Source organism: Novosphingobium sp., assembly GCF_036820275.1.
Lineage (GTDB): Bacteria > Pseudomonadota > Alphaproteobacteria > Sphingomonadales > Sphingomonadaceae > Novosphingobium.
This window is the reverse complement of record NZ_DAISLT010000001.1, coordinates 141,267-162,318: the sequence shown is the minus strand read 5'-3', so window position 1 is coordinate 162,318 and position 21,052 is coordinate 141,267. Positions and strand designations below refer to the sequence as shown.

The 21,052-nt window shown below is 64.3% G+C and carries 13 protein-coding genes; 3 read left to right on the top strand and 10 right to left on the bottom strand.

The features are described 5' to 3' along the window. Positions 1 to 6: 6 nt before the first annotated feature. Complete coding sequence (locus tag V7066_RS00590) at positions 7 to 2,319, bottom strand: hypothetical protein (protein WP_334181306.1); 2,313 nt, start codon at positions 2,317 to 2,319, stop codon at positions 7 to 9. 232 nt (positions 2,320 to 2,551) lie between these two features. Between V7066_RS00590 and pelA the strand changes: the two genes are divergently transcribed. Then, positions 2,552 to 3,880 (top strand): pectate lyase, encoded by a 1,329-nt coding sequence (gene pelA / locus V7066_RS00585; RefSeq protein ID WP_334181305.1) that lies wholly within the window; start codon positions 2,552 to 2,554, stop codon positions 3,878 to 3,880. A 31-nt stretch (positions 3,881 to 3,911) separates the two neighbouring features. Here pelA and V7066_RS00580 read toward each other — a convergent pair whose 3' ends face one another. The 6 genes from V7066_RS00580 to V7066_RS00555 all read right to left on the bottom strand — a co-directional run bounded on the left by V7066_RS00580 (position 3,912) and on the right by V7066_RS00555 (position 11,486). After that, positions 3,912 to 4,559 (bottom strand): YbhB/YbcL family Raf kinase inhibitor-like protein, encoded by a 648-nt coding sequence (locus tag V7066_RS00580; protein ID WP_334181304.1) that lies wholly within the window; start codon positions 4,557 to 4,559, stop codon positions 3,912 to 3,914. A 49-nt stretch (positions 4,560 to 4,608) separates the two neighbouring features. Beyond that, positions 4,609 to 4,857 (bottom strand): hypothetical protein, encoded by a 249-nt coding sequence (locus V7066_RS00575; protein WP_334181303.1) that lies wholly within the window; start codon positions 4,855 to 4,857, stop codon positions 4,609 to 4,611. 9 nt (positions 4,858 to 4,866) lie between these two features. After that, entirely contained in the window at positions 4,867 to 5,061 is a 195-nt protein-coding gene (locus V7066_RS00570) for a hypothetical protein (protein WP_334181302.1), read from the bottom strand. 66 nt (positions 5,062 to 5,127) lie between these two features. Then, positions 5,128 to 9,285, bottom strand: a complete 4,158-nt coding sequence (locus V7066_RS00565) for a bifunctional nitrate reductase/sulfite reductase flavoprotein subunit alpha (protein ID WP_334181301.1) — start codon at positions 9,283 to 9,285, stop codon at positions 5,128 to 5,130. Positions 9,286 to 9,497: 212 nt separating this feature from the next. Beyond that, complete coding sequence (locus V7066_RS00560) at positions 9,498 to 10,295, bottom strand: transporter (RefSeq protein WP_334181300.1); 798 nt, start codon at positions 10,293 to 10,295, stop codon at positions 9,498 to 9,500. A 66-nt stretch (positions 10,296 to 10,361) separates the two neighbouring features. Beyond that, positions 10,362 to 11,486, bottom strand: coding sequence for a hypothetical protein (locus V7066_RS00555; protein WP_334181299.1), 1,125 nt, complete (start codon positions 11,484 to 11,486; stop codon positions 10,362 to 10,364). Positions 11,487 to 11,793: 307 nt separating this feature from the next. On the opposite strand from V7066_RS00555, the gene V7066_RS00550 reads away from it, so the two are divergent. Together V7066_RS00550 and V7066_RS00545 are read left to right on the top strand one after the other, a co-directional pair. Beyond that, entirely contained in the window at positions 11,794 to 12,387 is a 594-nt protein-coding gene (locus tag V7066_RS00550; protein ID WP_334181298.1) for a response regulator transcription factor, read from the top strand. Positions 12,388 to 12,714: 327 nt separating this feature from the next. Beyond that, positions 12,715 to 12,942, top strand: a complete 228-nt coding sequence (locus V7066_RS00545; RefSeq protein ID WP_086491050.1) for a response regulator transcription factor — start codon at positions 12,715 to 12,717, stop codon at positions 12,940 to 12,942. Here V7066_RS00545 and V7066_RS00540 read toward each other — a convergent pair. From V7066_RS00540 to V7066_RS00530, 3 genes are read right to left on the bottom strand one after another with little or no spacing between them, the layout of a single operon-like run. After that, on the bottom strand, positions 12,908 to 13,678 hold the full coding sequence (locus V7066_RS00540; RefSeq protein WP_334181297.1) for a 4'-phosphopantetheinyl transferase family protein: 771 nt from the start codon (positions 13,676 to 13,678) through the stop codon (positions 12,908 to 12,910). The two genes, V7066_RS00545 and V7066_RS00540, sit on opposite strands and share 35 nt — an antisense overlap. A 7-nt stretch (positions 13,679 to 13,685) precedes the next feature. Then, positions 13,686 to 14,663: a glycosyltransferase family 2 protein gene (locus V7066_RS00535; protein WP_334181296.1), complete on the bottom strand. Its 978-nt coding sequence runs from the start codon at positions 14,661 to 14,663 to the stop codon at positions 13,686 to 13,688. Then, complete coding sequence (locus V7066_RS00530) at positions 14,660 to 21,052, bottom strand: type I polyketide synthase (protein ID WP_334181295.1); 6,393 nt, start codon at positions 21,050 to 21,052, stop codon at positions 14,660 to 14,662. The genes V7066_RS00535 and V7066_RS00530 overlap by 4 nt, the downstream gene beginning before the upstream one ends.

Below are 21,052 nucleotides of genomic sequence, written 5' to 3'. Positions count from 1 at the left end.
TCTGCATCAGGGTGCGGGCGTCAGCCCTTCGACGCGCACTGTCCAACCCTGCTTCGGAAATCCCGGCGCATGCCCTTTCGAACCGTCCCAACCACCGGCCATCAATCCCACGGCCAGGAGCAGCGAACCGTTCGAGGGGAAGTAGGTTTCCGCCGCCCGCCGATAACCGGCACCGTCCGGATTGTTTTCCAGCGCAACGCCGCCCGCCCCGCCCGAAACCGGCACGAGGTCCTCGGCATGGGCATCGAGATGGACCCGAGGCGTCATGCCGGTCGGCCCCCACTGGTTGTTCTTGCGATCGGCGAAGAGCCAGTCGACGGCCTTGTCCGGCTCTCCCAGGCGCGCGGCGGCCATGGCCAGCATCGGGAAGTCCCAGCCCCAGGTCTGCCGCAAGTCCCAGTTCTCCGCGACGGCATCGAGCGTGCGCCGCATCGCGGCCGGATCGATGCGATCTCCGGCAATGAAGCCGTATGCCATCAGAAACGAAGGATGGTCGCGGTTCTTGCAAGGCTCTGCCGCCGCGTCACCCCGACAGGCGGGCGAGCGCGCCACATCCCAGAAGTCCGGAACCGTTCCCACCGGCAGGTACAGCCCATCGCGCATGGACGGCGGGGCAAGGCGCCCTATCGCCGCATCCCATTCCGCCTTGCGAGGCAATCCCTGCCGTTCCCGCCAGCGTTGCGCGGTCTGGAGCGCCCAGCGGAAGTACTCCAACTCGAAAGTGGGATTGGCGGTCGTCAGTGGGTCATAATTCTCCTGCGCGGGGATCAGCGGCGGACCGAGGTTCAATCGGCCGTCCCGCTCGGTCGGCCAGGACGCCAGAAGATCGGCGGTCGCCTCCACCAGTTCCCCGTAGCGGGAAAGCGTCTGGCGATCCTTCCCCGCTCGCCAGACCAGTTCCGCCATCAGGATCGGATGGGGCTGCTGCCACATGATGAAGGGCGAGACGAGGCTGGGGCTGTTGCGCCCCTCCGGTCCCACCATCTTCGGCCACCAAGCCCCGCGGACCTTGTGCCGGGCCGCTTCCTCGCGCGCCTTGGGCAAGTGCGCGAGATACCAGGGCAGGCTGCGTTCGAGCAGTTCCGGATGCCCCCAGAGCGCCTGCCAGGCCGAGTGCCACGGGTGCATCTCGAGGTGGAACTTGCCGAACCAGCTGTTCGAGAACAGCCCTTCCTCCTGCGGCGGTAGTTCGCCCGCGCCGTTGATCGCGGAAAGGTATTGCGAAAGCACCACGCGGCGCTCCAGTTCGGCAGCGCGCGGATCTGTGCTGCCGGTGAAGTCCACCGCGCCGCCGCGGGTCCAGAAAGCCTGCCAGTGGTCGGCGAGGGCATGGGCGCCCTCTTCGGCCTGCGGCAACGGCGCCGTCACGGAAGTGCGGTCGTAGCTTACGGTCAGGCGGAGCGTTTCGCGGCCCGTCCCTTTCACGCCGATCGTCGCCTTGCCGTCGAATGCGAGCGCGCCGTCGCTCTCTACGGCGGACCAATAGCGAGCGGAATCGAGATCGCGCCGCAGCTGGATGCGGGTGCGCCCCTCGGAAAGTATCTGCGTCCGTCCGCTCTCCGGATCCCAGGACGAAGGATCGGGGTTGATCCGCTTGTCCACTCCCGGATAGCGCACCGTCAGCCCAAGCCGTCCCGATGCGGCCAGGGCAGAAGTGACCTCCACCGAAACCGCATCCCGCTGCGGCAGGACGCGGGTGACCACCGTGACGGCAATGCCCTCGTAAGCAAAGCGACTCGTCAATGTCCCCGTCCACATGTCGAGCACTTGCCGGGTGTCGGATATCGCCTCGAAACGCGGCGCCTTGCCGTCCATGGTCATCGCCACGCGGCCCAGCGAGATGCGGTGGGGATTGGCCCGCAGCCAGTCGATCGCAGGGTTGCTCTCGGCCTCGGCCCAAGACCGCATCCAGGCATAGGGCTGCTCGCCGCGCCCCGGCACGGGAACCTGCACGAGGCCGTCCCTCTCGGTATGGCCCGCCTTGTCGGGAAAACTGTGCCATGCCCACTGCGCCATCGTCAGCAGCGGCGCCAGCGGCGAATAGTGGTCCGGAAAAGTCTGAAGGCCGGTGATGTCGGCAGTAAAGCCGATGTCGCCATTGCCGAGCATGACGGGCGCATGGGGATCGATCGCGGTCAAGACCGGATTGTGGCGTTGGACCAGTGCCTTGCGGTCGATCGGCCCGCCCGGTGCCGACCCAGGTCCCGGCGCGGTGTCGGCGATGACGGGTGTTGCGACCGATAGGGCCAGAATGCCCGAAAGCAGGAGCCGGCTCTGGCGCCCCTGCTTCGAACGGCCGTTCGCCGCCGACTGGATCATGATGCCGCTCCCGGATGACGACACCTTCGGGCGTCCGTTCTCCCCCTTCTCATCACGAACAGGTTACCGGTGTCAATGATAGAACCCATAAATGCCAAAAGTTATATGATGACTTTTGATTTTCCCTCTTCTCCGGGGATTTTTCGCGTGATAGCAATCCATTCCGAATGGGGTGCCTGCAAAACCGGCCTGACGAACAGGTCTCCGGGCGCTTACGGGAGAGAGATAAGCCATGAAGACCGCACGCGTGCTTGGGTTCTGTCTGGCGGCGACGACGCTGGCTGGAGGCCTGTCCCCCGTCGCCGCCAAAGTCATCGCCATCAACCAGCCCGCGCTGACCTTGACGGAGGCCCGCATCGGCACCCTGCCCGACGCGGAACGGGCGGTTTGGCTCGCCTACCTTCTCCGCTCCAAGGCGCAGGCCCGCGCGGACCGACAATCGCTCGCGGCCGAACTTCCGCCCGGACAGACGCCGCCCCCGCCTCCGCAGGCGGTCGGTCCGTCGAACTATAACATGCCGCTGGACCGCCCGGCGGTTTGGTACAAGTCCGCCGAAGCCCTGCGCATTGCCGATACGATGGTCAGCTTCCAGACCCCGGCGGGCGGGTGGAGCAAGAACCAGAACCGCGCAGGCCCGCCGCGTCTGCCGGGTCAGCGCTACGGCAACGATGCCGAGACGATGGTTCAGGACCCGGCGAATTTCGATGCGCCCTACGACCGGTTCTGGACCTTCGTCGGCACGCTCGACAACGATGCCACGACCACCGAGATGCGCTTCCTCGCGCGCGTATCGGACGCCCTGCCTGGAGAGCGCGGCGCACGCTACCGCGAGAGCATCGTCCGGGGCGTCGAATACCTGCTCGCGGCCCAGTACCCCAATGGCGGTTGGCCGCAGATCTGGCCGCTGGAAGGCGGCTTCCACGACGGAATCACTTTCAACGACAATGCCGTCGCCAAGGCGGCCATGCTGCTTCAGGACGTGGCCCAGGCGCCGACGTATCGCTTCGTTCCCGGCTCACTGAGGCAAAAGGCCTCCGCGGCAGTGAACAAGGCGGTCGATGTCATCCTTGCCGCGCAAGTAAGCCGCGACGGCCAGTTGCTCGGCTGGCCGCAGCAGGTCGATCCGTTGACGCTGGAGCCGATCTCGGCCCGCAATTACGAACCGCGATCGGTTGCGAGCGGCGAGACCACCGAGGTCCTTATCTTCCTGATGAATCGTCCTTCGCCGTCGCCAGCGATTCGCGCCGCCGTCGAGGGGGGCACGGCGTGGCTCAAGCAGGTCGCGCTTTACGATCACGCCTGGGAAAAGACGGAAGGCGGCCGCAAGCTCTTCGCGCGCAAGGGCGGCGGGCCGCTCTGGTCGCGCAACTACGACGTGGTGTCCGGCCAACCAATCTTCGGGGACAAGAACCGCACGATCCATGATGACGTCAACGAGATATCGGAAGGCCGCCGCAACGGCTACAACTGGTGGGTAACGCAGCCGCAGGACGCTCTGAAGGCATATGCAGAGTGGAACAGAAAATATGGAGCGCCCGCAGCAGCAGAGCGCCCGCGTTAGCCTGCTCTTCCAGCGAAGATGACGCGGAGGATCAGGCGGTCTGCATGCCCGGTCCGCCGGCAGTCACCGACGCTTCCACTACGTCATCGACCCGCATGGGTTCCTCGCGCGAATAAGTCCCGACGAGCATCCCTGCCGCAAGGACCCTGCCGGTGATCGCGCCGACGACTTCGGAGCGCCCGGGATTGTCGTCGACGTCGATCGCTTCGGAGAGCGCAAAGAGCTGGAACACGTAGTCGTGAACGCCGTGGCCCGGCGGCGGATCGGGCGGTAGCCAGCCTTCGAGGAAGAAGCTGTTGCGGCCCACATCCCGGCCATCGGCAGTGCCGAAGCCGTCGGCCACGATTTCGCCCTCGGCTAGCCGCCGCGTATCGGGAGGCAGGTTCCAGATCAGGGCATGAACCATCGGTTGCGGCGCCGGGGCATCCGGATCCTCCACCAGCAGGACCAGACTAACCGTTCCCTCGGGGACCCCGCCCCAGACCAGCGGCGGCGAAACGCCCTCACCGTCTGCGGTGAACCTTTGCGGCAGGCGACCGCCGTTGGCAAAGGCCGGACTCGACAGGTCGATGAAGCCCGACCCGGCCATAACGTCGTCCTGCACGATGGCGAGCTTGGCATGGCCCGCACGCACGTTGCTCATCAGCGATCCCAGCCAGCGGGGGAGATGTTCCAGCATCAAGGTCTCCAGAGTTCGGGCAAGGGACCGGGTACCGGCCCCGCCCCTGTCATTCGCTCTCGTAATCCTCGTCGTCGTCCTCAACCGCCTCGTCATCGTCGAGGTTGAGGAATTCGAGCGGATCCAGTCCGAGTTCGGCGACCACTTCCACCGGGCTGGCGACGACCGTGATTTCCTGCCCATCGTCCAGTTCTATGAGCGTCGTATCGTCATCCCCACCTTCGGCGATGCTTACGACTTCCGCGGGATCCACATCGATTTCATCGCCTTCCAAAGTTTCGAACGTCGCTGACGGCATGTCTTACTCCTAATCGAGAAAACCTCCGAACTCGCCAGTCGCACTCCGGTTCCGTGAATGAACGGCGTCGCGGCGGGAAACCAGCCAGTCCAAAAACGACCGGGCTCGCATATCGACGCGCGGTGCAAGGCGTTCATCCTGGGCGCCCAGCAGGCCGATGTCAGATACCGCGTCCGATTGAGGCCGCGTTTCCTTTTCCGTCATCGTTGACCTCCGTAACCAGCGTATCAGAGCAACGCCTGCGGATCGATGGCGGTTTCATCGATCGGTTCAATAAACGTCGCGAACGTAGCGCCGGTCCTCCCGCATCTGGGCGATGTAATCGTCGGCAATGTCCGGCTTCATGCCGCCATGTGTCGCAACGATCCGCCGTAAGGCGAGATCGACATCCTTGGCCATTCGGCTCGCATCGCCGCAGACGTAGAAATGGGCTCCGCCGTCGATCCAGCGCCAGAGCTCGGGTCCCTCCTCGATCATCCGGTCCTGCACGTAGACTTTCTCCGTCTGATCGCGCGAAAAGGCGAGGCTGAGCCGGTCGAGATGGCCGGAGCGACGCCAGGCCTCGATCTCGTCTCGATAGTAGAAGTCCGTCGCTTCGTGCTGTTCTCCAAAGAAAAGCCAATTGCTTCCGGTCGCACACGTTGCCTGACGATCGTGCAGGAATCCTCGGAACGGCGCGATCCCGGTTCCCGGCCCAACCATGATCGCCGCGCGGGAGGGATCCGCAGGCGGCCGAAAATGTGCGGCCGGTTGCAGGAATATTCCCGCACCTGAAGCTTCCGCACGATCGGCCATGAAGGCCGAGCAGACGCCGCTGCGCCTCCGCCCTTTATTGCTGTAGCGCAGGACGGAGACTGTAAGCTGCACTTCATCCACCTGGGCACGAGGGCTGGACGCGATCGAATAGAACCGGGGCTGGATCGGTCGCATGACCTGCTCAAGATCCGCCGGACCGAGCAGGGCCCCGGTTTCATGCAGGATGTCGGCGATCTGATACTCGCCCAGGAAGCGATCGTATTCGGGTTTGCGCTCAGGATCGAGGAGCGGCGCAAACGCCGCTTCCGGTATGCGACATGCTATCAATTCCAATATGTTACGCGTCAGTTTTGAGATGTCCCAATGGCGCAGGAGTGCGTCGTGAAGCGGCACATCGCCGATCCCCTTCACCGCCACCGGTTGCTCGGGATCGAGTTTCAGCAAATCCGCGATCTCGCTTGCCAGTGCCGGACAGTTTATCGGCCATACTCCCAGCGCATCGCCGGCCCGGTACGAGAAATCATGACCGGCCAGATCGAAACCGAACTGCCGGACCTCCTTCTGCGCGCCGAGCCCGCTCAGCAGCGTATTGCGGACCATCCGCGTATGCAGCGGGTTCTTGCGGCTGTATGCGATCCCGGCTGGCGCGGCAGTCGACGTCGGCGCCGTTACGACGTTCGGAACCGCTTCGACAGACGACGTGACAGACAGGGCACCAAGCACATTCTCCAGCCATTGACCGGCAGCTTCCTCGTAGTCAGGTTCGCAATCGACACGGGGAGCGAAGCGGGATGCCCCCAGTTCTTCCAGTCTTTTATCGAGGTTACGGCCGAAACCGCAGAATTGACCGTAACTGGAGTCGCCGAAAGCGAGCACCGAATAGCGCAAATCCGCCATCACCGACGGTGCCTCGGCTGCAAGAGCGGACCAGAACGCTTCCCCGTTGTCCGGCGCATCACCGTCGCCGAACGTGCTGGCGATAAACAGCACCTGACCGGCTTGAACCAGTTCGGAGGGTTTCACGCTGTCGAGGGAGGCAAGCCGGACCCGGCGTGACTGGCTCTCGAGCCTCTTTGCGCATTGCTCCGCGAAGTCCTCTGCATTGCCGGTCTGGGACGCCCAGAGGACCATGACCTCGCCAGGGGATGCAGCGGCGGGTGCCTCCGGCAAAAGCTCGGCAAGCGCCACGCCCTGATAAATCTCAGTATGTCCAAAAAGACCTGACAGCAAACCATTGATATAATGACGCTTTTCACCTTCGAACGGAGCGCTCTGCGGTAATGTCGGGTTACAAGCCGGCTGCTCGCGCTTTTGCAGGCCGGTTATGAAGCCGGACAGATAGCTCTCTTCCTCAGGCAACAGTGCCGGTGCCTTTGAGAAAGACAGGTCCAAGACTTCGGCGAATGCGTCGATTGCGGATTGCCGAGAGGACGGCAGGTGCGTTCCGGCGGATGAAGGTGCGGAAAGTGCCAGTGTCCGGTCATCCTCGGCCAAAGTCGTGGGAAGCTGTTCGACCGGCCCTGACAGGCGGGTCACCGCGACGGCCGAGAACTTGAATTCCGGTTGCAACGACAGCTGATCGACCGCATCGCTCGTCACGGCGTTGACGGCCAGATCTTCGCCGAAGACGTCATTCCAGTGAAACGGCGCGAAGCAGTTGCCGGCGCGAACGCGATCGGTCACGACAGCCGGGAGCACCGCCCTCCCCCGCCGCGAGCGCAGTTCGACCCTGTCTCCCTCGCCGATCCCGAGCGCGGCGGCATCTTCGGGGTGGAGCTCCAGAAAGGGGCCGGGGTTGAGCTTGTTGAGCGTGGGCACTTTCCCGGTCTTCGTCAGCGTGTGCCATTGGTGCTGGAGGCGCCCCGTATTGAGCACCAGCGGGAAATCCGCATCGGGCATCTCTGCCGGGGCCATATGCGGTCGCGGCAGGAAACAGGCCTTGCCCGTCTCGGTCGGGAAAGCGATCGGCGGACGGTTTCCATCCTCTTCTAATCCGTCGGATCGGCTTACCCCGTCATTGCGGTAGCGGATCGGATTGCGGTCGCTAGGGGAACCGGGTGGGCAAGGCCATTGCATCGGGGTCTCGCGCAGCCGCTCATGGCTGGCGCCGCGAATGTCGTAGCCAGTCCGCGGGTTCCGAAAGCTGCGGATTTCCTCGAAAACGTCCGCCGCCGAAGTGTAGGAGAAGGCATCCTCATAGCCCATTTCACAGGCGACGCGGGCGATGATTTCCCAGTCCGCCATCGCCTCGCCGGGAGGATCGACAGCCTTCTGCATCAGCGTGAGGTTGCGTTCGGAATTTATCATCACCCCTTCCGCTTCAGCCCAGAGCGCGCCGGGCAGGATCAGGTCGGCATGGCGATTGGTCTCGGTATCGACGAAGACGTCCTGCGCGATCACGAGTTCGGCAGCTTCCAGCCCGGCTACGACCGTCTGGCGGTTGGCCATGCTGGCGACGGGGTTGGTACAGATGATCCAGCAGGCCTTGATGCGCCCCGCCGCCATGTCCTCGAACATCGCGACGGTTCCCCCGCCCGCTTCCGCCCTGAGGGTTCCGCGAGGGACGCGCCACATATCCTCCACGAAATGCCGGTCGGCCTCGCTGGTCGTCGCGCGCTGGCCGGGAAGGCCCGGTCCCATGTAGCCCATCTCCCGCCCGCCCATGGCATTGGGCTGTCCCGTCAGCGAGAACGGCCCTGCACCGGGGCGGCAGATCGCCCCGGTGGCGAGGTGGAGATTGCAGATCGCATTGGTGTTCCAGGTGCCGTGGGTGCTCTGGTTGAGGCCCATGGTCCAGCAGGTCATCCAGGCCCCCGCATCGCCGATCCATTGCGCGGCTTGGCGCAAATCTGCCTCGGCAAGGCCGGTGATTTCAGCCACTTTCGCAGGAGCGTAGTCGGCGAGGAAGGCGGGCATATCGTCCCAGCCTTCGGTATGGGCGGCGATGAATGCGGCATCGATCCGACCTTGCGCGGCCAGGAGGTGCAGCAGTCCGTTGAGCAAGGCGAGGTCGGTGCCGGGGCGAATTTGCAGGAACAGATCCGCCTTGTCCGCCGTACCGGTGCGGCGGGGATCGACGACGATCAGCTTCGCGCCGGCCTTCACCCTGTCCATCATCCGCAGGAACAGGATCGGATGGCAGTCGGCCATGTTGGCGCCGATCACGAAGAACAGGTCGGCCTTGTCGAAATCCTGATAAGATCCCGGCGGTCCGTCCGCACCGAGCGAGAGCTTGTAGCCGCTCGCCGCGCTCGCCATGCAGAGCCGCGAATTGCTCTCGATATTGTTGGTGCCGATGAAGCCCTTGCAGAGCTTGTTGGCCAGATACTGCGCCTCCAGCGACATCTGCCCCGAGACGTAGAACGAGACGGCGTCCGGCCCGTCGCGATCGACGATCCGGCGCAGGCCCTGCGCGGTGCGCGTGATCGCTTCCGTCATCGGGATGGCACCCTGGTCACCGGTTCCCTCGATACGGGCATAGGCCGTTTCCGCGCGTCCCGGCGCGGTGACCGGGACATGACAGGTACTGCCCTTGGTGCAGAGGCGGCCGAAGTTGGTCGGATGGTCCTTGTCGCCGGTAACCTTGACGATGCGCCCGTCCAGCACATCCATGACGATCCCGCAGCCGACGCCGCAGTAGGGACATGCGCTCTTGACCTTGCTGCTTGCCACGTCTTCCCCAAACGAAAAAACGCCACCGGCCGGAACCCTTTCAGGTTCGACCGATGGCGTCGTTGCCTTGTTCGCCAGCCCTTGCCTGTTATCGGCGCGGACTGCTGGATTTCGATCCGCCCCTTTGCGGGCCGAAATCCGATTTGCCGATTATCTTGCCGTAACCCCGGCCTCGCTGCAAGAGCCTGTTTCGCAGCGCAGCATGAAACAGATCAGAACCTGCGGGACACGCCCAGATAGACCTGGAGATCGTCGCTGTCCCGATCGAGCCCGGCATTGGCGCCGAGATCGACCTGGAAATTGTCTGAAGTCTGCCATGCAAGCGACAGACCAGAAACGTGTTCCAGATGATGGTCGCCCTTTTCGCGAACCGCGCTGAACTGGTACTCGGCCGTCGCGGTAATGGCCTCGGCGAGCTTGACCGATACCCCGACGACATCGCTGAACGTGAAATGGCGGCCGTGCCGGTCCTCGTCGACGTCGGCATCGAACTCGGGCACCGCTTCCAGGCTGACGGCCGAGGTCAGTTCGTAGGAGAGCGGAATCCTTACACCGCCTCCCCAGTCGCCAGCCCCGATCGCGGCTCCGCCGGTGGGCAACGAAACGAACGGCATCATCGCCGCCGAGAAGCCCGAACCGTCCGGATTGACGAGGTTGCGCCGCAAGGCCAGCGTCATGTCGCCTGTGCCGGTGCGATGGTCGACATGTCCGCTCTCGCGATCGCGCGTCCGCACGAAGCCGAGGCTCGTCCAGCCGACCTGGACTTCGGCATGGTCCGCCACGCCCATGCGCAGCAGGAAATCGCCGAGCACGACGCTATCCTCGCGCTGCGAGGAATCGCGGTTCACGGTCCAGTCGCCGAGGCCGGTTTCCAGTGAGAAACGGCCGGGGTCCATCGTGCAGGCGGGAGTGCCGATGCCGGGCCGGTCCGGACAGTAGTCGCGATCCTGCGCGAGGGCGGAGGTCGGGCCTGCGATCATGATGGCCAGAAGGATAAGTCGAAGTTGCATGACACGCCTTATAGACGACTGACGACCATATCGTCCGTGACACGCACATGTTCCCGACAATCGATATCAGCGGGTGTAACGCCCACGCCCGAATTCTTCGGGGAGCAGCGCGGCCCCGTCAATCCGCAAGGTAAGGCGTTCGAAGGGCGGTGCCATGAGTTGCTCGGTGTCTATGGAAAATCTGATAGTTCCATACCTGACAGGAGGAATTCCGACTTCCACCGCACGACCAGGCGCGTAAGGGGCATCCAGTGTTGCCGTAAGCTGCGCATCGTTGCCGAAATCGGTGAGGAGCGTGATCCCATCCCCGGCGGTAGTCACTTCGACGGTCTTGCCGTCACCGGACCGCAGACCGATTTTTACCCCCCGCGCCTTGTTGCCCGACTTCGGGTCGATCACCTCTACGGCCAGCCCCGGCTTCCAGCTTTCCGGGGCTCCGGGATCGACAGTCCGCCGCTCGGGAAGACTGCAAGCCGAGGGGAGAACCGGCTCCGAAAGGTCGGGGTTAGGTAGACCCGCAGCTTGGGCTGCATTGCGGGCGATATCGCTGGCCTCGTACCATGCCGCAGTGACCCGGTGCGCTTCACGCACGGCCGCTTCGTCGGTGCTGTTTCCAGCCATGATCCTGCGGGCAGCCTCCTCCATACGGGACCGGGCTTGCCGTGCCGAGAGCAGCGTAGCTTCGGCCTTGCCGCGAAGCTCCTCCAGGGTAGGCTTTTTGTTCTCGGTGCTGCCGACGATGGTCGGGACAGGCGCGGTCACGCTCACGTTGTCAGCCAGAAACGGACAGGCAGATCGCACCGCGTTCTCCTGTGCATCGTGCTCGGCATCGAGGCGCGATTGCTCCGCTTCCGCCGACCAGGGCTGCGTATCGAGATAGGCGAACAGCGGCTTGTCCCGATCGGGTTGCCGTGCCGCCAGTACGATCCTGTCGTTCACGCGGCGCCAGGTGCCGTTCGCGAACTGGTCCAGCGCGCCATAGGACATGTACCATTCGAACGAACCGTCATCGCGAAGCAGGAGTTCGGAGCCGGTCTCCATAATTCCCGAAAGGTAGTAATGGCCGACGAAGGCAGGATCGACATTGCCCGCAGCGGCGGCAACGGGCGGTGCGCCCGCATTCTTGGCCGCAGCAGGCGCAAGCGCGAAGGGTGCGGCTAGGATGGCTGCAATGAAATATCGGCACTGCATGGCAAGAGGTTTACCGCGCGGGACCTGCCTCGCAACTGCGAATTGCGGGAAAACACCCTCCGAAAAGACAGAACCTGTCAAATTTGGATGATTTACAATAAGCTTGCCCAAGAATTAACCTGAACCGATCGTTTTTTCCGAGTTCTGTTGGGCGGAACGGATTCTTTCTCGGATATCGCGCTTTCCCGAAGATGCGATGAAGAAGAGAGGCCTGCGGACGACAATGACTACGGTAGTATCGGTAGCCATCAGAAATTCGCTGATCCGTGAAGGAGTCAGGCGTATCCTTTCGGATTCGGGTTTCACGTTGGATGAACCCGTTGACGATCTTGATAGCCTGTCTTGTCCAGCCACCGCAGACACCGGCGAACATCTCATCGTCGTCGATGGCTCCCTGCTCGGACGGGATGGCCCGGCCGTAGTCGGGGACATCCTCCATCGCTTTCCGGACGCGCGGGTTATCGCTCTGGTTTCGACGTTCGAGTTCACCGAAATGGCGGCAATTTATGCGGCCGGAGCCTATGCCTATTTTCTCGATCAGATTCCCTATCAGTCGCTTGTAGCGATGATGCAGATGGTCGCCGTCGGTCAGAAAGTCGCTCCGCCGGAGATCATCGACCTGCTCGACAACCTGTTGCTGCTCACCGAAATGCCCGCGCAGCGCCACGCCACGCTGGCTTACGACCTGGGCGAAAGAGAGTGGGAAGTGCTGGGCGCGCTGGAGCGCGGCCTCCCCAACAAGACGATTTCGCGTGATATCGGCATTAGCGAATCCGCAGTGAAGGCCACCGTGAAATCGCTGCTCAAGAAGTTGTCCGTCACCAATCGGACCCAGGCCGCCGTGCTCGCCCGCGAACTTGCGGTTCAGGGGCAGGCTTGCCTGGCCTGCCCCCGGCCATAGGGCGAAGTCGCCCTCCCCACCATCCTGCGCCCCTGAGCGCGTCGAGAGGCGGTCACGCACGGGTGATCATCTCGTCGGGCAATGCTGTGTGCAATCGTGAACATACCTCGGACGATTCACCCTAAAGAACATGTAGTCGAATAGGGATAGTCCTGAGGTCCATGCGGACCCCGCGGAATGACACCGCAGCCCAAACGGCTCCTTCGAGAGGCCAAAATATAGCGTGACTCGAATCTTCGCCAATGCAACATTTGTAAATGAGGCTCAACATGGTCTCAACGGAAGGCAAGGGGGCAATAAGCAACATCGAAATATAGGGGGAATTTCATGTACAGATTTGACAATGAAGCTGTGCAACTTACCGCTCGCGAACTGGACGTCCTGCGCTTCGTGGCGATGGGCCGTTCGGCGAAGGAGACGGCGATAGAACTCAATATCGCGCCCTGTACGGTCGAAAGGCATGTCGAAAACGTCCGCCTGAAGACCAGAACGCGCAACCGGGCGCACATGATCGCCCATGTCATCCGCGAGGGACTGCTGCAACTTCAGCAGTAAAAGCCCAAACGGGAAGATGGCACGCCGCTACGTGTCGATGGATCCGATCACACCGGTTCGGGGGTATGCATCGGGCCCAGGCGACCAGGTCGTCGTCCTTCAGGTCGTAGACATGGCTCTCGATAGAAGAGCCTTCGATTTCAACCAGAACCGACCCCGGGTCAACGTCGCATTCGAATGAGGCAGGTGCAATTGTCAGGCCGCTTCCAAGCGCCTTGACGCAAGCTTCCTTGCGGACCCAGGCCGTCAGAAAGGCCCGGTCCATGTCTTCTGCCCGAGAGAGACAGCTGCTTTCGGCAGGCGTGAAATAGAGTTCGGCCAAGTCTCGGGCTTCCGGGATCGTCCTCATGGGTTCCAGGTCGACGCCGATCGCGCGATCCTGCGACCAACCGACCAGCACGCGGCTCCCGCCGTAGCTCAGGCTGCAATGGAGGCTCGGGAAATCCCGGAGGCCCGGTTTGCCGTACGTGTTCGCCTCGTAGCGCTGATGTCCTGCCGGGATACCGAAGAGGCTATCCGCCAGAAGGCGCAGCGCACCATGGGCCGCACGATAGCGGCGGGCGAAAAATTCGTCGCGGAAACGGTCCGCGCGAGCATTCTCCTGGTCGGAAAGACAGGCGGGCAATCGCGGGTCGAGGACCTTCGGGACATCGATCAGCCAAAGCCCGAAAGGCGCGGGCAACCGCCTCCCCATCAGGCCCAGGCCGATCGGCACGGCAAGGTTCATGATGCTCATCGAGACTTCAGCGCCGCTGCGGCAAGAAGGCGCTGTGCCGGGCAAAATCGCGCAGCAAGTGCGGTGGATCCTCATGCGGCTCGCGGCGCAGGACCTGTTTCGCCAGAAACAGCGCATGTGACGTCATCCAGGCCAGATCCGCCGCCAGCGCGTAGATAGCCCCATGGTTCTTGCGGAAATAACGGTGGCGGGATTCGAACCAGTAACCGGGCATCCGCCGCGCCCCCGACCGGCTATCGGTAACGCCGGTGCTTTGGCCGGCGATATGGAGAACCAGCGCCTGCGGCAGATACCAGCATTCCCAACCCAGATCCCGGACCGTGCGGCACAAGTCGGTTTCCTCGTAATAGAGGAAATAGTCTTCGTCGAAACGCAGCCCTTCCTCCAGCAGTTCGGTACGGATCGCCAGGCTGGCACCGCTCACCCAATCGACACGCGCCGGTTGCAGGCCCATGCGCCGTGGCACGGCATGGCGCGCGAGCAGCCGCGAGGCCAGCCTCCATCGCAGGCCTCGCTCGACTTCGCCAAGGATGCTGGGGAAGCGGAAGGCGAAAGGCCAGGGTGTTCCGTCGCCTTCAAGCAGGGCCGTGCCGATGATGCCGGCGCCCGGCGTTCGCGCCGCGAAGCGGCCAAGTTCCCGCGCCGCGCCCGGCATGATCCTTGTATCGGGGTTGAGCAGCCAGATCAGTCCGGCCGGTCGGTCCTCGCCGAGGGCTGCATCGATACCCAGATTGTTGCCCGCACCAAAACCACCGTTGATCGGAGAGCGGATCAATCGCACCCAGTCCCATCCCTCGCGCGCGATGGCCGCCTCGATCTCGCCCTCAGAACCGTCGCCCGAAGCATTGTCGATCACGAAAGCCCGCAGCCGAAGGTCCTGTCCGATTTCAGCTGCAAGGCTTTCGAGACAGGACACGACCAGCGGTCCCGTCCGATAGTTGACGATCACCACATCGATCGCATCCGGTGTCCGCCTGCTGCTCATTCCGCCGCAACCACCATCGGGTCGAAAGCCTCGTGGCTCTGCTTTTCGGATGCCACAGGTTCGACCGAGGCCAGCGCAGCATCGAGAGCTTCCTGGAACAGCGGCGCCAGCCTGTCGACATAGGGTTCCTGAAGATTGCTGCTGTGTCCGCCGGGAATGTCGACGATCACGATCTCGTCGCGCACGCGCTTGCCCCAGCCTAGCGCATAATCCCGATACGTCAGGCAATAGGGCGTGTCGTCCGGCAGGCCGGTATCGTCACCGGCCTTGAACAGGGCGACCGTCCCCCCCTCGAAGATGCCGAGGGGACGGTGTTCCTTGTGGGCCACTTCGTAGAGCTTGAGGAACGGAATCGCCGCTCCCTCACCTGTTACGGCGTGATCCCGCGCGCGCATTTCGCGGACCGTCCTGCGATCTCGGGCCTGATGCAGCCGCGATCCGATCTCCCAACGCAAGGCATTCCATGCGCGGCGACCGAGATCGGGCAATAGGCCCGCCCCGCTGGATCGGGACCCGGATCGGGACAGGGCGGCGCGCAGCCGGGAAAGGCGCAGGCGCGTGGTCAAGAAACGGAACTTCCGTGCCTCGACATCGGCGGCGTCGATGATGCCGACGAAGGCAACCCGTTCGCCCTGGTTCTGAAGCTGGCGCGCCATCTCGAAGGCGATCACCCCGCCCGCGCAGAGACCCGCGAGCAGATAAGGACCGGAAGCCTGATAAGTCCGCAACAGCGCGATGTAGTACGCGGCCATCTCGTCGATGCGGGTATGGGCGTAAGTGCCGTCCGGTCGTCGCAAGGGTTCCATGCCGATCACAGGGCGCACCCTGTCGAGTCGAAGCGCGAATCCGCGATAAAGCAGTGTCTCGCCAAGCCCGTCGTGGACCAGGAACAGCGGTGCCCTGGACCCGCCCTCGCGAATGGTGACAATGCCCTCCCTGCTGTTCTCGGAGCCTGCGTTCATCCCGCTGTCGGGATCGAGAACGGCCGCGAGACCGGCGACTGTCGGTTGCCCCAGCATGGCGGCGAGCGGCAAGGCCTTGCCCGTCCGCTTGCGCAGGCGATTGGTGAATTGGACTGCCAGCAGCGAGTGGCCGCCGAGATCGAAGAAATTGTCGTTCCGACCGATGCAATCCACGCCCAGCAAATCGCTCCACAACGCGGCGATTACTTTTTCCGTCTCGGTGGCCGGGGCATCGGCGGGATCGCCGGGAGCGGTGGGCGATGCCGTTTTCGGCGGTTTGCGAAGCCTGGCGAGAACCGCAGGAAGAGCGTAGGGAGAAACGATCGTGTGCGGACGTCCCGCACCCGACAGCAACCGCGCGACGATTTCCGCGCCCTCTCCGGGATGGATAGCTGCACGTTCACCCGACTTGGCTGTGATGTCGTTTGCGGAGGAACTGCGGGTCAGCGCGGCACTTTCCACGCGGATCATCGTGAAATCGCTGACTTCCGCGATCACCAGCCCGTCCGGATCGGTGATGGTGACATTGAAAACGGCCGTTTTTCCGCCCTTCTCTCCACCCTTGCCATCTCCTCGATAACGGACATGGCTGGCGATGCGAGCGGGCAGCGGCGCATGAAGAACGAGGCGATTATAAGTGAAAGGCGCGTAGAAATCCGTGGCAGGATCGCGCCCGGCGATGAGCGCCTGTGCCCCGGCCGTCGCGAAATCGAGCAGCGCCGGGTGCAGGGCGAGCTGTTCGAGTTCCCCCCCGAAAGCCTCGGGGATTTCAAGATGAAGCAGCGCCTCTTCCGCTCCCAGCAAAACGCGGTCGATAGTCTGCCAGCGCGGGCCGAAGCGCAGTCTCGGCTGATCGTCGCTCCCGCCCATTCCCGGCCGGCACCGCGCCGCGATGGCATCGAGATCGAGCGGAGCATGGAGCCGTGTTCCTTCATGACGGCGCACCGTTCCGCGTGCATGTTCGGTCCATGCGCCCAGCGAGCGCGCCTCCCGCCCCAGGATGACGACACCCCATCCTCCTCCTTGCTCGTCCTGCCGGACATGGACGCGCAGATCGCGATACCTCTCGTCGGGCACGGCGAACGGTTCGAGGAACGCGAAGTCCCTCAGTTCGAGAGATCCGGTCTCCACCATCGCCACGGCCGTCCGCGCCAGTTCGAGATAGGCGGTCCCCGGCAGAAGCGCGCCGACATCCGTCAGCCTGTGTTCGTCCAGCACCCAATGCTGCTGGGGAGAGAGGGTGCCGGTCAGGACGAATTCGCTGTTCGAGATGGAATGAACCCGGTCGAGGAAAGGATGCGCGAAAGGCCGTCCGGTGCCGAGATCGGACATGGCATCCCCCCCTTCCTGCCGCGCAAGCGCTGCCGCCATCCCGACTTCGGCCCACTGGCTCCATCCCACCGAGACGACACGCGTGATCGGATCGTGTCGCCGCGACTGGGCATAAGCGTCGAGGAAGGCATTGGCGGCGGCATAGTCGGTCTGTCCGGGAAGCCCCGCAAAGGCGCTGATCGAGGAAAACAGCATCAGGAACGCGGGCGGGCGGGATGCAAAGACCCGTTCGAGCGCGAAAGTACCTGAGATCTTGGGCCGCAGCACGGCCTCCATGGACGTGCGGCGGCGGGTTTCGACGAGTTCGTCGTCGATGGTCCCGGCCGTGTGGAACACGCCGTGGATCGGCCCGAAACGCGCCTCGGCCCGCTTGATTCCCCGCCGCAAGGTGCTGACCTCGGCCACGTCGGCGGTGATGAGTTCGACCTCGCTGCCCGAGGCTTCCAGCGCCAGGACGCGGCAGATCCTTTCCCGCACTCCAAGCGGAAGCTCGCCGCCCTGAAGCAGTTCGTTCCAGCGTGCGCGGTCTGGAAGCGCCGTTCGCGAGACGAGCACGAGCCGGGCGGCGCAAGTACGCGCGAGGCGGTCGGCAATCGTCAGGCCGATGCCGCCGAGACCGCCGGTTATCAGATAGGCGCCACGCCGTTTCAGCCAGGTCTCGCTGCTCTGCGCTGTCCGGACAGGACGATGATCGAGCGTCCAGCGCTCGCCGCCGCGCAAGGCGACATCACCGCCATTCGCCGGAACGGGTTCGCGGATCAGCGCCTCGACGGTCCTTTCGAGCGCGCGAACACCGGATGGCTCTTCGATATCGATCGCGTGAAAGCGCAGGCCCGGATATTCCGTGCCGATAACCCGCCGGGCACCGAGCAAGGTCGCCTTGAGCGGCATGACCCCGCGGTCCCCCGCCACGCACTGTGCCCGGTCGGTGACGAGCATGACCTCGACTTCCGTGCCCTCGCAGACCGCGGCCAGTTCGGGCGCCATGGCGGCCAGGGCGAACAACCCGTGCTCCAGCAACATCCTGTCACCGGAGACCTGCCCATTCACCAGCCAGCAGTGATAGACCCGCGACGGCAGGCGCCCCTGTTCCAGCAGCCGTGCGAAGAGCCATGCCCAATCGTCGCGTTCGGCCGGGCGAACGGTGAAGGCATCGCCCTCGCCCTCGGACCGACGGCGCCTGCTCAGCACGGTGACGACGTCCACGCCGTCTGCGCGAAGTTTCCCGATGAGCGCATCGGACAGGCCTTGCTCGTCGCGGAGGACGAGAACCGGCGTCCTGTCGGTCTCCTCCGCGTTTACGTCCACGCGCGTCCAGACCGGTTCATAAGTCCAGTCCCCCAGGTCCATCCGCTCGTCCGGATCGGCATCCCCGGCATCCTGCCCGAATGCGGCGGCCGGCTCGAACCAGTGCCGCTGGCGATCGAACCGATAGGTCGGCAGCGGGATACGAAGGCGGCGCTCACCGGCCCAGTAGGCATTCCAGTCGATCGAGACGCCGAGCGACCAGAGTTCGCCCAGAGCTTCCAGCAGCCGCGCGTCGTCGGGAACGTCCTGATCCGGATGACGCATCGAATGGACGACCGGCTGGTCCGGTTTCCGGTCCGGGTGCTGGCGGGCCAGGCTCGCCATCGTGCGCCCCGGACCGACTTCCAGCAGGACGCGCTCGGGATCGTTGAGAAGGCGCTGGAGACCGTGGGTGAAACGCACCGGCTCGCGCAAGTGCCGGGCCCAGTACTCAGGCCAGTCGCCGACCTGCTCGGCGCCGACCCAGTCGCCGGTGAGGTTGGAGGCAAAGGGAATGCGCGGCGTCTGGAACGCGATGCTGCGCAGGATCGCGCGGAACTCGGGCAGGATCGGGTCGAGCATCGGCGAGTGGGCAGCGACGGTGATCGGAATGCTCTGCGCCTCGATTTCCTGCGCTGAGAGGACTTCGCGAAAGGCAGAGATGGCGTCGGATTCCCCGGAAACGACGCAGAGCCGCGCCCCGTTTATCGCTGCGATGGAAAGTTCCGCAGGCAGCAGCGAAGTCAGTTCCGCTTCGGAAAGCGGAACCCCCAACATGCCGCCCGCGCCGGTCTTCTCGAACAATGCCCCGCGCGCGTGAACGATGCGCAGCCCGCTTTCGAGGTCGATCACGCCGGAAATATGCGCGGCGGCATATTCGCCGCAGCTATGACCGATCATCGCCGCAGGCACGATCCCGAGCGACATCCAGAGCCGCGCCAGCGCCGTCTGGACGATGTAGAGCGCGGGCAAGGCGTTCGACGGGCGTTCCAGCTCGGCAACCGCCCGCGTGCGATCGGGTGCTGCAGGGAACAACCATCGCCGCAGACTGTTCGGTGCGATACTGTCGAGCAGGTCCAGCCCGCGATCCATCTCGGCGCGGAACAGCGGCTCGGTTTCGTAAAGGCCGCGTGCCATGTCGACATGCTGCGGACCGCCGCCGCAGAACAGGAAAGCCACGCTCCGTCCGGGAACGCAGCGCGCACCGGAAGGGGGCGAAGCGGCCGCCGTTTCAAGCGCGCTCGCGGCCTGATCCGGTCGTTCGGTCTTCGCTACCGCGAAGCGCCGGATGCCGAGAGGACGGCGCCCCGTGCTCAGTGTGAAGGCCGCGTCGGCCAGCGACAGTTCCGGGCGCCCCGCGACCTGCGTGGCCAGGGCGGAGAGATTGGCCTGAGCCGCCGTTTCGCTCTGGCCCGAGACGGTCAGGAGTTGATGGCGGCGACTTGCGCTTCCCGGCGCTCTCGGCGGGGCCTCTTCCAGCACGACATGGGCATTGGTGCCGCCCACGCCCAGTGAACTGACCCCGGCGCGACGGGGGCTGTTATCGCGCCGGGGCCAGGGTTCCCGCGAGGCCTGAACGCGCAGCGGGCTCGTGGCGAATGCGCAGTCAGGATTGGGAGCCTCGAAATGAGGCACCGCGGGAAGTTCTTCATGGCGCATGGCCAGAGCCACCTTGATGACCCCCGCCGCACCCGCAGCCGTATCGGTATGGCCGATGTTCGCCTTGACCGAACCCAGTCCGCAGGGCCGGATACGCGGGGCCGATTGCCGGAACACTTGTGTCAGCGCGGCGACTTCGATCGGGTCGCCGATCGGCGTTCCGGTGCCATGGGCCTCCACGTAGTCGATCTCGGAGGGATCGATGCCGGATACCGCCAGAGCCTCGGCAATGACGGCTGCCTGCCCCTCGACGCCCGGCGCCAGATAGCCGACCTTGCCGCTGCCGTCGTTGTTGATCGCCGAACCGCGCAGCACCGCATGGATGTGGTCGCCGCTCTCGATGGCGTCCGACAGACGGCGCAGCGCCAGCACCGCCACGCCGCTGCCGAAGACAGTGCCCTGCGAAGAGGCATCGAAAGGCCGGCATCGCCCATCCGGCGAAAGGATCTCCCCTTCCTCGTAGAGGTAACCCTGCCGGTGCGGCAGTTCGATCGAGACACCCCCCGCCAGCACCATGTCGCACTCACCCGCCAGCAGGCTCTGCGCCGCCATGTGGATCGCCACGAGCGAGGTCGAGCAGGCGGTCTGGACATTGATGCTCGGCCCCTTGAGGTCGAGCAGGTAGGAGGCGCGGGTCGTCAGGAAATCCTTGTCGTTTCCGGTATGACGCAGCAGAAACAGCCCCGTATCCCGGACAAGGCGCCGGTTGCCGAGCAGGTTGTAGGGCATGTAGGCATTGTGCCCTGACCCCGCAAAGACACCGATCACGCCGCCGAAGCCCTGCGGCGTATGGCCGGCATCCTCCAGCGCTTCCCACGCGCACTCCAGGAAGTGGCGATGCTGCGGGTCCATGATCGCCGCGTCGCGCTGGCTCAGGCCGAAGAGTGCGGCATCGAAGCATTCCATGTCGGCCAGCGGCGCACCGCGCCGGACATAGCGGGGATTGCGCAGGAGCGCCGGACTGACGCCTGCGGCAAGAAGCTCCTCCTCGCTGTAGGTCTCGATCCCTTCGCGCCCTTCCCGCAGCAAGTCCCAGAACTGCTCGGTTCCATGTACTCCGGCGAAGCGGCAGCTCATGCCGACGATGGCCACCGCCGAGAGGTCGGGCGCGTTCTCGCGGTCTTCGAACGATCCGAATGTCTGGTCCAT